We start from the raw sequence: 12894 nt of genomic DNA, 5'->3' as shown, positions 1-12894 counted from the left end.
TTCCGGAAGGAGGACGAAAGAGCGGGACGGGGGAGCCGGCGAGGGCGCGACCGGGCGGGCCGCAGCACCCCGACGGGGGCGGGTCACGGCGCGCCCCGCGAGCGGACGGGGAAGGACATCAGTTCGGCGGCCAGACCGGCCAGCCGCCGGTCGAGGAAGTCCAGGGCCGGGCCGGGCACCAGGTCCGCCGCGGTGGTGGCGACGTGGGTGGGCGCGGCCCATCCGCCCAGTGCCCGCACCACGGTGCGCAACTGGTCGCAGGCCGTGCCCGCCCCGCGCGGGCCCCCGCCCGCCGCGATCAGCCCGACCGGGCGCCCGGCCAGCGCGTCGCCCTTGAGGTGGTCCAGGGCGTTCTTCAGCAGCGCGCTGTAGGAGCCGTGGTAGACGGGGGTGGCCAGTACCGCCGCGTCGGCGCGCGCGGCGAGGGCGCGCAGCAGCGCCGTCTGGCTGCCGGGCGGCGGGTCCTCGTACTCCTGGAGCCGGTGCGGCTCGGGAAACTCCACCGCCAGGTCGACCAGTTCGAAGCGCGCTCCCAGGCCGCCGAGGCGCTCACCGGCCCGCAGCAGGATCTCCCGGGTCACCGAGTCCTTGCCCGCGCTGCCGAGAAAGCCGAGAACCCTCACCGCTCCGCCCCGTCCGCCGGGCCCGTCACGATCCGCACCTCGCGCTCGGCGCGGTCCACCAGCGCCGCCACCGCGCCGGGCGCGTCGTGGGCGAAGACATGCGTGCTGATCCCCGTACCCGAGAACGTCGACGCGGGGACGAGGTCACCGACGCGGGCCCGGACCGTGCGGGCGTGGGCGAGCGGCGCGACCGACGAGTCGTCGTAGTCGAGGAGCCGTCCGCCCGCGCAGTAGTGGACGGTCCACCCGGAGTACGCGGCGACGGGCTCGCGACGGCCCGCGAGGGGGTTCTCGCCCGCGTCGGCCAGGATCTTCGCGTGCCGCAGGTCCACGCCGTCGGTGGCCCGGAACGCGTCGACGATCCCGCCGCCGCCGGGACGCGCCGCCACCTCGCAGAACGTCAGCTCCCCCTCGGTGAGGAAGGCCTCCAGGTGCAGCACCCCGGAGCGCACCCGCCAGGCGTCCACGACCCGCCCCAGCAGCCGCCCGGCCGCCGCGCGCACCACGGGGTCGGCCACGGTCGCCGAGGACAGCGGCCGGCCGCGCCGCAGGGCCATGGTGTCGCGGACGTAGGCCGAGACGTTCCACACCGGTTCGCCCTCGTGCACGACGGCGTCGATGTGGCACATCGGGGCGTCGACGAACTCCTCGCACAGCCACGCGCCGGGGACGAACTCCGCACGCAGCCAGCGCTCCACGTCCTGCCGTGCGGACAGGACGGCCACCCCCTGGGAGCCGGAGGCGGCCCGCGGTTTGACGACGATCCTGCCGTGGCGGCGGAAGGCCGTCGTCACGTCGTCGGCGCTCTGCGCGAGGAGCCCGGCGGCGTGGCGGACACCCGCGCGGCGGGCGAGGCGCTTCATCACGGCCTTGTCGAGGAAACGCCGCACCTCCTCGGGGCCCTCGCCGGTGGTGTTCAGCGCGCGCCGCAGGCGTGCGGCGGGCTCCAGCAGCCGCTCCGACAGGGCGGCCACACGGTGCACGGGGTGCGCCGCGTGGACGGCCCGGGCCAGCCGCTCCACCGCGAAGTCGTCGTACACGTCGGTGCGCACGGCGAGGTCGGCGGGGCCGGACGCGTCCTCGGCCGAGGTCAGCACGCTCAGCCGGAAGCGGTCGGCGGGCAGCACGGGGGAGGGGCCGTCCGGGAGGGTCCAGACGGCGGAGCCGAGCCGGTCGAGCAGCAGAACGTGGGTGCGGTCCCGGGGCGCGGTGCGCAGTACGAGCGAGTCCGTCAGCCGGTCGGCGGCGGCCCGCGCCCCCGACCGGTCGGCGGCGACCACCGTGCAGCGCAGCCACCCCTCCGGCCCGAAGCCGTCGACGACGTCCCCGGCGCTCGCGAACACCTGCGCCCGGAACACCTCGGGCCGGGAGGCCAGTTCGGCCGCGCCGGTGGCCTCCACCACGCGCAGCGGACCGCCGGGCAGCGGCAGCGCGCGCTGCACGGCGACCACGGGGCGGGCCCTGCCGCGCGGCGTGCGGCCAAGCGCGGCCTCGGCGGTCGCCGCGACGAGGCCGCGGGTGTGCACGGCGTCGTACAGGTCGACGGTCGCCGTGTCGAGACCCGGCAGCAGCACGGGAGCGGCGGTGCGCTGCGCGCCGGAGGGGAAGAAGCAGCGCACCACACCCTCGGCCCCGGACTCGCGCACCGCCCGCCCGGCCCGCTCGGCCAGGCGCGCACCGTGCTCACCGTCCAGTGCCGAGGGGCACAGCCGGGCGCCGGCCTCCTCGTCGAGTACCGCGAGCGCCCGCACTTCGCCGCGCCGGACCGTCACCACGACCGTGTGCCCGGGCGCCGCGGGTACGGCCTCGGTCTCGGCCGGATCCGTACCGTCCTCGTGCAGTCGCCGGGTGAAGGAGGCCGGGGAGAAGGTCAGGACACCACGCACCGGATCGGTGGCGTGCACGAGGCGGGCGGCGGCCCGGACCCCGGGTCCGCCGGTGGCGCCGTGCCACTGTCCGAGGCAGTGCCGCGCCCACAGCTCCCGCGCCCCGGCCTCACCGTCAGGGCCTGAGGTCCACACCACGCTGACCCGTGAGGTCACCGCGCCCACGCCCGTCAGCAGCCGCTCCACCGGATCTCCCGCGCCGAGCAGCACGAGCAGGTGCTCGCCGCCGGGGGAGTCGGCCGGGGCCGGCACGGCACGCGGCTCGGGCTCGGGCTCGGGTTCCAGTTCCAGGGAGGAGAGCAGCCGCCCGGCCGCCGCCGCGGCGGTACGCGCGGCGTCCGCTCCCGTGGCACCACGCGCCAGCACGTAGCCGAACCGGTCGTGATTGGTGCGCAGCGCCCGCACCCGGTCACCGGCCCCGACGGTGAGGCGGGACTCGATCACGTCCGGGCCGAGCACCTCGGCCGGTTTCACGCCGCGCACCACCGCGGGCACGGGGCTGTGGAGCTGGTGCAGCGCGACGACCGTCTCGGGCGGCGCGGCCTCCTCCACCTCGCGCCCGAGCGCGAGGTCCACCAGGTCCCGGGTGAGGGAACGCCCCAGCGCCAGCGACATCTGACGCGTCACCACATGCCCGGCGACCCGCCCGTTCACCTCGATCAGCTCGGGCCCCGCCGGGGTCAGCAGCAGCTCGGCGTGGACGGCCGAGGCGCGCAGGCCGAGGGCGCGTACGGTGTCCAGGACGAAGGCGCGGGCCGCGCCCTCCTGGTCGAGGCGGGCCGGGAAGTGGCCGCCCAGCTCGGCGGCCTGACCGGGCGGCGCCGCGAGCCGCTCCGCGAAGCCCAGCAGCACCACGCGTTCGCCCTGCACGAGCAGCTCCGCGCTGACGTGCCGGCCCACCGCGTACTCCTCGACCAGCGCGCGCGGCGGCGCCGCGTCACGCCCGGCCGGACCGCGCAGCAGCTGCGACAGCGCGTGCGCCGCCTGCTCGTGGGTCCAGGCGACGGTGACCCCGACCGACCAGCCGCCCGCCGTGGGCTTCACCACGACGGGCAGCCCGATCTCCGCCACCGCCGCCAGCCCCTCGGCCTCGGTGGTGGCCACCCGCCAGCGCAGCGAGCCGACCCCGTGTTCGCTCAGGCGGGCGCGTACGGCGCCCTTGTCGCCCAGAATGCGGGCCGCCGCCACCGACTCGTGGGGCAGCCCCAGGTCGCGGGCGAGTTCGGCGACGGCGAAGGGGTACACCTCGTCGCGGCCGATCACCCCGTCGGGCCGGCGGGGGCCGAGCCTGCCGCGCAGCCGCTCGGCGAGGTGCCCGGCGCCCGGGGAATCCACCTCGACGACGCGCGCGGCCCGCGAGGACAGCTCGAAGCCGGGCTTTCCCCGATAGGCGTCCAGGTTCCCGGTCACGAAGCTCACCTCGATCCCCGAGTCCGCCATCTCGGCGACCATGTCGAATCCGCGGACGGACGTGGTCTCCACCAGAACTATGTGCACGTCGTTCAGCTCCCCGGCCCGGTCGGTCTGTCGTCCGCGTCAGCGTCCGCCCGGCGGCCGGACACCTCAAGGAACCTTGGCGAAATGGGTCAAGTAGCCCACCGGGCAGGGGAGTCGGGGAGCTTCTTCCGCCGCCGTCAACCCCGTGGCGAGTAATTCCACGAGTTGCCAGATTGCTGTCGTCCGCTCGCCTCCGGGCGCGCCGCCCGCCTAATTTCGGCGCACTGACAGGAGACCGCGGGAAGTCCGCGGACCTCGTCGGCGCGAGAAGCGGACTTCACCGGCACGAGAAAAGGACGAGACGGCGTGCGAACCATCGACCTCCCGGCCTGGGGCCCAGGCCATTCAGCTCCCCTCACCCACGTGGGATTCAGGCCCGACGGAAAGCGTCTGGCCAGCTGTTCGTACGACGGCACGGTGATCGTCTGGGACACCGGCGACCCGGCCCGTCCCCTGCCGCTCGCCCGGCTGCGCCACCGCCGCCTGGTCAACGCCTCCGCCTGGAACCCGGCCGACCCCGAGGTGCTGGCCACCGCGTCCGCCGACAAGACGGTGGCGATCTGGCGGGTGACCGAGAAGGGCCGCAGCCACCTGCACACCGTGCTCGCCCGGCACACCGACGACATCAACTCCGTGGCCTGGCTGCCCGACGGCGAACGGCTGATCTGCGTCTCCGAGGACGGCCGCGCCACCCTGTGGTCGGCCGTCGACGGCACCTTCCTCGCCGAGATCGGCGCGCACGAGGCGCACTGCATGATGGTGTCGGTCGGCGCCCACGGCCTCGTCGCCACCGTCGGCGAGGACGGGCTGGTCGCCGTCACCGACCCCGACGGCACGACAGCGCCCGCCACCCGGCGCTACGACTCCTCCATCGAGGGCTGCGCCTGGTCGCACTCCGGCCGGCTCCTCGCCGTCGCCCGGGACGACGGAGCCGTCGACCTGCTCACCGCCGGCCTCGACATCGTCCGCACCGTCCCCGTGTCCACCTCCGCGGCGCGCGCGGTGGCCTGGGCCGAGGACGACTCCTCCTTCGTCGTCGGCGCCTACGACGGCGCCCTGCACTGGTTCGACCTGGCCGGCACCCGCCTGCACCGCGTCGAGGACCGCCGCGTGTGGCCCCGCTCGGTCTCCGTCGCCCACGGCCTCGTCGCCGCGGGCAGCTTCTGGAACGGCCCCCACCTGTACGACCTGACCACCGCCCGGCCCGTCGCCGCCCCCGAGCACGCCACCCACGGCCCCAACGCGCTGGTCGAGCACCGCGGCGAACTCCTCGTCGGCACCGACTCCGGCCTCGTCGTCGCCGTCCCCGGAGCCACGGACGGCTCGGGCGCCGCGCCCGTCCGCCCCCCGGTCGCCCTGACCGACGGACCGATCCTGTCCCTGGCGAGCGACGGCGACACCCTCTACGCCGGGACGTACTCCGGTCAGGTGCTGCGCCACGACGGCCGCACGGTGACCACCAGCGCGTCCCTCGGCGCCCCCGTGCCCTCCCTCACCGTCCACGACGGCGCCCTCGTCGCCGGTACGTACAACGGCGAGTTCCTCGTCCTCGACCCGCGCACCCTGGAGGAGCGGGAGCGGATCGCCGCCCACGACGGTTCCGTGAAGTCGCTCTCCACCGTCACCGGAGGCTTCCTGTCGGCCGCCACCGACCGCACCGTACGGGCCGGCGGGACGCGCGCCCGCGACACGCTGTGGGAGCACGGCAACCTCGTCAACGCCGTCGCCGCGCTCGGCACCGGGGCCGCCGCCAGCGCCTCGCGCGACCATACGGTCAAGGCCGGCCGGCTCACCCGCCTGCCCGACGGTACCTGGCACGCCGAGGACGTGCAGACCCTCCTCGGCCCCGACGAGTCCGTCAAATGCGTGGCCCTGCTGGGCAGCGCCGAAGGCCCCGTCGTCCTGGCCGGTTCCTACGACTTCGGCCTCTACGCCTGGCAGGTCGACTGGGACGACTCCGCCGCCACCCTCGCCTCGGGCCGGCTGCTCGCCGAGTTCGACCAGGGCCTGTCCTGCATGGCCGGCCTCGCCGACGGCACGGTCGCCGTCGCCGGCTGGGACGGCCGCCTCCTCCAGGTCGGCCTCGACGCGGCCGGCCGGCCCGTCGTGCGGCGCTCCTGGCACCTGGCCGACCTGACGGCGGCCCCCTCGGCGGACAACACGCCCGCCGCCCTCACGCCCGCCGCCCTCACGGCCGCCGCCCCGGCCGCCGCCACGACGGAAAGCAGAGCCGCATGAACACCCTCGCCGCACCGCAGCGCACCGCCTCCGTCCGTGCCCGCGTCCCCGTCACCCTCGACCGGGCGGCCGGCCGCACCGCTCAGCTCGTCACCTTCCACGACCTGCCCGACGCCCTCGAACACCTCGCCTGCGTCCTGCCGTACGCCCCGCAGACCGTGCCCCTGGTACGGCTGCACAGCGAGTGCATGACCGGCGACGTGTTCGGCTCCGCCCGCTGCGACTGCGGGCCCCAGCTCGACGAGGCGCTCGCCGCCATGGCCGAACAGGGCGGGGTCCTGCTCTACCTCCGCCAGGAGGGGCGCGGCATCGGGCTGTTCAACAAGCTCGACACCTACGTCCTCCAGGACCAGGACATCGACACCTTCCGGGCCAACCGGATCATCGGCCGCGGCGAGGACGAGCGCGACTACCGGGCCGCCGCCGCGATGCTCCGCGCCCTCGGCCTCACCCGCATCCGGCTGCTCACCAACAACCCCGACAAGGTCGCCCAGTTGCGTGACCTCGGCATCCAGGTCGACGCCGTCGTGCCCACCGGCGTCCACCTGACCGAGCACAACGCCCGTTATCTGGCCGCCAAAGCGGGCAGCGGCCACACCCTGACTCTGCAGAGGGAGACGACCGCATGAACCTCGACGACGTCGCCCGCTCCCCGCACTTCAGGGAACAGGCGGAACTCACCGACCCCGCCCGGGTACATCCGGCACCGGGGCCGCGGCCCGCGACCGCCGACCGGCACCGGCTGGCCGCCGCGGTCGAGGACCCGGCGCTGCCCCTGGCCGAACGGCTCGCCGCCGGGGTCATGCTGGCCCTGCTCGGCGACCCGCGCCTGACGACCGTGCCCGCCACCTGCTTCGTCCCCGGCGCCACGCTCCCCGTCGGCCTGCCCGCCGAGGAGGTCGCCCAGGTCACCCGGTACTGGGCCGACAAGGGTGTGGAGGAGTCCTGGATCGTCAAGGAGACACCCGAACACCCCGTGCGCGTCGAGGACTTCTGGATCGCCCGCTACCCGGTCACCAACGGGGAGTGGCGCGACTTCCTCGCCGACACCGGCCTCGACGCCCGGCCGAGCACCTGGTACCTCGGCGCCTATCCGTGGGACCGCTCCAACCACCCCGTCGCCGGTGTCCGCGCCGAGCACGCCGACCACTACGCGCGCTGGCTCGGCGACCGCACCGGGCACCCCTGGCGGCTGCCCACCGAGGCGGAGTGGGAGTACGCCGCCAAGGGCCCGGAAGGCCGCCCCTATCCGTGGGCGGGCGGCTTCGACCCGGACGCCGCCAACACCCGGGAGTCGGGCGTGCACACCACCACCCCGGTGGGCGCCTTCCCCGGCGGGCGGTCCCCGTTCGGCGTCCACGACATGGGCGGCAACGTCGAGGAGTTCACCGCCGACGACTACGCCCCCTACCCGGGCGGCGTCGCCGTGGACGACCACCTCACCCAGACGATGGGCGGCTACCGCGTCGCCCGCGGCGGCAGCTTCGCCCGCTTCGGCGACCTCACCCGCACCCGCCGCCGCCACGGCCCCTTCCCCGGACCGCTCTACCCCGTGGGTCTGCGCCTCGCCACCAGCGAGCGTCCGTCATGACGCCCTCGCCCGCCGGCCTCGCCCCGGCGCCGGCCGACGACACGGCCCCCTCCGCCCACCTGCTGCCGCACATCGAACGGGCGATGGCGGACCGCCGGCCCGCACGCGAGGCCGTCGACGCGCCGTTCGCCCCGCTGGAACGGACCGCCCACGACCTGCTGCCCGGCCTCGCCGCGCTGCGGCCGGCCCTCGGGGACACCCCGCTCGTGCCGGTGCCCAGCCGCGCCGGACGCGGCACGGTGTGGCTCAAGGCCGAGGCCGCCAACCTCACCGGCACCGTCAAGGCCCGTACCGCCTACGCCCTGCTCTGCGCCGCGGTGGCGCGGGCCGGCACCGCGCGCGTCCGGCTCGTGGAGTACTCGGGCGGCTCCCTCGCCGTCGCCCTCGCGCACCTGTGCGCGACCCTCGGGCTCGACCTGCACCTCGCCGTCCCGCACGGCGCGCCCGACCGGCTCGTGGCCGCACTGCGCCACGACGGAGCCCGCGTCACCCGGGGCCGCGAGGGCACCGGCTTCCTCGGCGCGATGGACGAGGCCGCCCGGATCGCCGAGGACGAGGACCGGTACCTGCTGCTCCAGCACTGCGCCCCCGAGGCCGTCGCCGTCCACCGCGAGCGCACCGGCGCGGAGATCACCACCCGCCTCGCCCGCGAACACGTACGGCCGGACGTGTTCGCCGCGTCGGTCGGCTCCGCCGGCACCCTCGTCGGCGTCGCCCAGGCCCTGCGCCTGCGCCGGCCCGACTGCGCGGCGTACGCCGTCTTCCCGGCCGAGGCCCCCTACGGCGACCCCGGGGCACCCACCGGCGCCCCCCGGATGAACGGCACCGGCGGCCTCGGCCACGGCCTGCGGCAACCGCTGCTCGTCCCCTACGAGGCCGACTTCGCCTTCGCCGACGTGACCTACCCGCAGGCCCTGGACGCGATGCGGCTGCTGCGCCGCACCCAGCGGGTCGCGGTCTCCAGCAGCGCCGCCGGCGCCTGGCTGACCGCCTCCCGCGCTCTCGACGAGGGCCCGCGCGGCCGCCACGCCGTGGCCGTCGCCGCGGGCCGCGGAACCACGGAGGAGTGGGCCGATGCCGCCGACCACTGACACCACCATCCCTGACACCACCCCGGACTACACCGCCTACCGGAGCGTGGTCGCCGACTCCTTCCGCACCTGGTACGCCGGGGGACGCGACTCCTGGACCGGGGCCGGCACCAACGACCGGGTCACCGCCTTCGTGTGCGAGCAGGCCTCGGCGGCGGGACCCGGAGCGCGCCGCCGTCTCCTGGACGTCGGCTGCGGGCGAGGACACCAGACCGTCGCGCTGGCCGAGCGGCTCGACGCCGAGGCCACGGGGCTCGACCTGGTCGACGTGTGGGACGCCCCGCCGCCCGCCCGCGGCAGCGCCCGGGTGCGGCTCACCGACTTCCTGGAGTACGGCGCCACCGGGGCCGAGGGCGCCCCGGTCGACCTCCTGGTCGACAACGGCTGCCTGCACCACCAGCGCCGCGCCGACTGGCCCGCCTGGGCGGCCCACGGAGCGCGGCTGCTGCGCCCCGGCGGCGTCCTCGTCGTCAGCGTGTTCCTCAGCCCGGACGGCGCGATCACCGACCTCCCGCTGGAGGACGGCCGGCTGAACTGGTGGCTCACCGAACACGCCGTCACCGATCTGTACGCCGGGGCCGGACTCGTCCGCCGCGAGCGCCTGGTGATCGACCGGGACTTCGAGTACCGCGGCCACCGGCTCTCCTACCTGGCGCTCTCCTTCCGCAAGACCGACGGATGAGACGCCGTCACCCGTGAAGGGACCACTCATGTTCAAGGACATCGACCTGGACCGGCCAGGCAGCCACGCACACCTGCGGGCCGCACTGCACGACGGGTTCTTCCTCGTCCGCAACACCGTGCCCGAGAGTCTGCTGGACGAGGCCTACGGGTTCCTGCGCGCCTTCTTCGCCCTGGACGCCGACGCCAAGCAGGCGTGCCGCGTACCCGGCAGCAACGGGCAGTCCGGCTACACCCCGCCGCTGGTGGAGCACGCCGAGAAGGGCGCCGTCCCGGACTGGAAGGAACTCTTCCACTGGGGCGCGCCCCTGCCCGCCCACCACCCGCTGCGCCGCCGGTACCCCGCCCGCTACCCCGACCCCGTTTTCCCCGACCACCTGGTACCCGGCATCGGATCGGCCCTGCGTGAGCTGCACACCCGCATGCTGCGCTTCCAGCACGAGGTCGTGGGCACGCTCGCCGAAGCCATCGGCGTGCACCCCGACTACTTCACCGACCTGCTGGAGGACGGCCCCGTCGTCAACCGCGCCACCTGGTACCCGCCGATGGACCAGGCCCCCTCCGCACGTCACGTGTGGGCCGTGGAGCACCAGGACTTCGACCTGATCACCGCCCTGCCCCGGGCGACGGCCGGCGGTCTGGAGGTACTGGTCGACGGCGAGTGGGTGGCCGTCGACGCGCCGCCCGGCCACGCCGTCGTCAACGTCGGGATGGTGCTCGACCGGCTCACCAACGGGCTGGCCCGGGCGGCCGTGCACCGCGTGGTGGCCCGCCCCGGCCAGCACGAAGGGCGCCTGTCCATCGTCCAGTTCTGCCACCCGGCGCCCTGGACGACCCTCACGCCGCTGCGGGTGCCCGGCGCCGAGGAGGGACCGCAGCGGTTCGCGACCCTGACCGCCGACGAACTGTTCCAGCGCACCATGTACCGCATCCGCCGCCTGGACGCCCCGCCGGCCGCGGTCCCGGCCCGATGAACGGCTCCGGCCCGGTGAACGGCTCCGGCCCGGTGAACGGCTCCGGCCCGGTGAACGGCTCCGAGGCCCGCCCCTCGCCCGTCCGGGCGCCGAAGGGCACGACCGCCCGTGCCCACTGTCCCGGACACGTGCTCGGCCCCCGTCCGGCGGCCCGCGCGCAGGGCGCCCCGCACACCCGGGCCGAGCCGGTCGGGCCGCCGCCCGCGCCGTCCGGCGGCCCGTCGCTGCTGCGCCTGGTGCGGGAGGACCTGCACGCCGTCCTCGACCGCGACCCCTCCTGCTCCGGACGCCGGGAGGCGCTGCTGCACGCCGGCTGGCAGGGACTGGCGCTGTACCGGCTCGCCCACCGCCACCACACGCGCGGACACCGGCTGCGAGGCGCTCTCCTCACCCGCCTCGCCCGTCTGCTGACCGGCATGGAGATCCACCCCGGCGCCCGCGTCGGACGGCGCGCCTTCATCGACCACGGCTTCGGCGTCGTCATCGGCGCGACCGCGGTGATCGGCGACGACGTGACGCTCTACCACGGGGTCACCCTCGGCTCCCGGGGCTGGCTGCGCGACGGCGCCGACGGCACCCGCAGGCACCCCGTCCTCGGCGACCGGGTGCTGATCGGCACCGGCGCCTCCGTCCTCGGACCGGTCACCGTCGGCGACGGCTGCCGCATCCCCGCCCACTCCCTCGTCCTGCGCGACACGGCGGCCCCCGGGGCCGCCGCCGCCACGGACGTCACCCGTTTCCCGCCCTCGATCCTTCCCGCGACGGAGAGTTGAACCGACATGCTCAGCAGACGCTCACTGATACGCGCCACGGCCGCCACCGGCGCCGCGGCCGCCCTGACCGCCGGCGCCGGCGGCCTCGTCCTCGCCGCCGCACCGGCCGCCGTCCCCTGGGGCACTCTCGGCGACGGCCTCACCGGCCGCCTCGTCCTGCCCGCCGACCCGGCCTACGACACCGCCCGGCAGCTCCAGCTCGCCCAGTTCGACGCCGTCCACCCCCAGGCCCTCGCCTACTGCGCCACCGAGAGCGACGTCGCCGCCTGCGTCCGCTTCGCCCAGGACAACGGCCTGGCCACCGCGGTCCGCAGCGGCGGCCACAGCGCCGCCGGCTACTCCACCACCCCGGGCCTGGTCATCGACGTCTCCCGCCTGGCCGCCGTGAGCACCGACGGCGCCACCGTCCACCTCGGCCCCGGCACCCAGGGCGCCGACGCCGTGAACGCCCTGGCCGCGCGAGGTGTCCAGATCGCCGGCGGCACGTGTCCCACCGTGGCCATGGGCGGCTGGGTCCAGGGCGGTGGCTTCGGCTACTCGGCCCGCAAGTACGGCATGGGCTCCGACCGCCTCGTCTCCGCCCGGGTCGTCCTCGCCGACGGCCGCGCCGTCCGTGCGAGCGCCACCGAGCACCCCGACCTGTTCTGGGCGCTGCGCGGCGGGGGTGGCGGCAACTTCGGCGTGGTCACCGCCTACGAGGTCACCCCCGTGAGCGTTCCGCGGCTGACCCTCTTCAACCTCAACTTCCGCTACGGCGACGCCCGTCAGCTGATCCTCGCCTGGCAGGACTGGATCGCCGCCGCACCGCGTGAACTCGGCTGCGAGCTGATGTTCCTGCACTCGACCGACGCCCCCGCGGGCACCGAGCCCACCGTCGTCCTCACCGGCGCCCTCCAGGGCGCGAAGGCCGACTGCGACCGGCTCCTGGACCGCCTCACCAGCGCCGTCGGCCACCCGGGCACCAGCCGCACCAGCAGCGAACTCCCGTACGACCGGGCCATGGCGCAGGTCTACGGCTGCGGCGACCTGACCGTCGGCGAGTGCCACCGCATCGGCTTCACCCCCGAGGCCCAGCTGCCGCGCGACGCCCACACCACCCAGCGCAACCTGTACTTCTCCCGGCCCTGGACGTCCGCCGCCGTCCAGAGCGCCCTGGACGCCCTCACCGCCGACCCCCGGCCCGGCCAGTTCCGCTTCCTCGGGCTCTTCCCGTACGGCGGCCGGATCAACGAGGTGGACCCCACCGCCACCGCCTTCGTCCACCGCGACGCGGTGTTCAACGCCGGCTACTCCGTCACCCTGCCCACGGCCGACCCCGCCGGCGAGGACCGCGACCACGCCCGCGCCTGGGTCGACGCCGCCCACACCACCATGGACGCCCACTCCAGCCACGAGTCCTACCAGAACTACATGGACCCGGCCCTGGCCGACTGGCGCCGGGCGTACTACGGCCGCAACCTCCGCCGCCTGCGGGCCGTCAAGCGCGCCTACGATCCCGCCCGCTTCTTCCGCTTCGCCCAGTCCGTCGACTGACCCGCGC

General features: G+C 75.7%; 10 protein-coding genes. 8 read left to right on the top strand and 2 right to left on the bottom strand.

Translation table 11 applies throughout. From position 1 onward, the window contains the following. Positions 1–83: 83 nt before the first annotated feature. Complete coding sequence (locus tag AB0J21_RS01455; RefSeq protein ID WP_363143700.1) at positions 84–623, bottom strand: NAD(P)H-dependent oxidoreductase; 540 nt, start codon at positions 621–623, stop codon at positions 84–86. Further along, positions 620–4006 carry an ATP-grasp domain-containing protein gene (locus AB0J21_RS01450; RefSeq protein ID WP_363143699.1) on the bottom strand — a complete coding sequence of 1129 codons (3387 nt, stop codon included), beginning with the start codon at positions 4004–4006 and terminating at the stop codon, positions 620–622. The genes AB0J21_RS01455 and AB0J21_RS01450 overlap by 4 nt, the downstream gene beginning before the upstream one ends. A gap of 306 nt (positions 4007–4312) precedes the next feature. Here AB0J21_RS01450 and AB0J21_RS01445 point away from each other — a divergent pair, with 306 nt between their 5' ends. Genes AB0J21_RS01445 through AB0J21_RS01410 form a run of 8 tightly spaced genes read left to right on the top strand, consistent with a single transcriptional unit; the run spans position 4313 to position 12887 of the window. Then, positions 4313–6244 (top strand): repetative protein, encoded by a 1932-nt coding sequence (locus AB0J21_RS01445; protein ID WP_363143698.1) that lies wholly within the window; start codon positions 4313–4315, stop codon positions 6242–6244. Then, on the top strand, positions 6241–6873 hold the full coding sequence (ribA, locus tag AB0J21_RS01440; protein ID WP_363143697.1) for a GTP cyclohydrolase II RibA: 633 nt from the start codon (positions 6241–6243) through the stop codon (positions 6871–6873). Before AB0J21_RS01445 ends, ribA begins: the two co-directional genes overlap by 4 nt. Then, positions 6870–7835, top strand: a complete 966-nt coding sequence (locus tag AB0J21_RS01435; RefSeq protein ID WP_363143696.1) for an SUMF1/EgtB/PvdO family nonheme iron enzyme — start codon at positions 6870–6872, stop codon at positions 7833–7835. The genes ribA and AB0J21_RS01435 overlap by 4 nt, the downstream gene beginning before the upstream one ends. Beyond that, complete coding sequence (locus AB0J21_RS01430; RefSeq protein ID WP_363143695.1) at positions 7832–8926, top strand: pyridoxal-phosphate dependent enzyme; 1095 nt, start codon at positions 7832–7834, stop codon at positions 8924–8926. Before AB0J21_RS01435 ends, AB0J21_RS01430 begins: the two co-directional genes overlap by 4 nt. Continuing rightward, positions 8910–9608: a methyltransferase domain-containing protein gene (locus AB0J21_RS01425; protein ID WP_363143694.1), complete on the top strand. Its 699-nt coding sequence runs from the start codon at positions 8910–8912 to the stop codon at positions 9606–9608. Before AB0J21_RS01430 ends, AB0J21_RS01425 begins: the two co-directional genes overlap by 17 nt. 28 nt (positions 9609–9636) lie before the next feature. Beyond that, on the top strand, positions 9637–10581 hold the full coding sequence (locus tag AB0J21_RS01420) for a 2-oxoglutarate and iron-dependent oxygenase domain-containing protein (RefSeq protein WP_363143693.1): 945 nt from the start codon (positions 9637–9639) through the stop codon (positions 10579–10581). Further along, positions 10578–11354, top strand: coding sequence for a serine O-acetyltransferase (locus tag AB0J21_RS01415; protein ID WP_363143692.1), 777 nt, complete (start codon positions 10578–10580; stop codon positions 11352–11354). Before AB0J21_RS01420 ends, AB0J21_RS01415 begins: the two co-directional genes overlap by 4 nt. 6 nt (positions 11355–11360) lie before the next feature. Then, entirely contained in the window at positions 11361–12887 is a 1527-nt protein-coding gene (locus tag AB0J21_RS01410) for an FAD-binding oxidoreductase (protein WP_363143691.1), read from the top strand. Positions 12888–12894 lie beyond the last annotated feature (7 nt).

Origin of the sequence: Streptomyces sp. NPDC049954, assembly GCF_040656295.1 — a bacterium.
GTDB lineage: Bacteria > Actinomycetota > Actinomycetes > Streptomycetales > Streptomycetaceae > Streptomyces.
The sequence above is the reverse complement of the archived record's forward strand: the minus strand, read 5'-3'. Positions and strand labels throughout refer to the sequence as shown.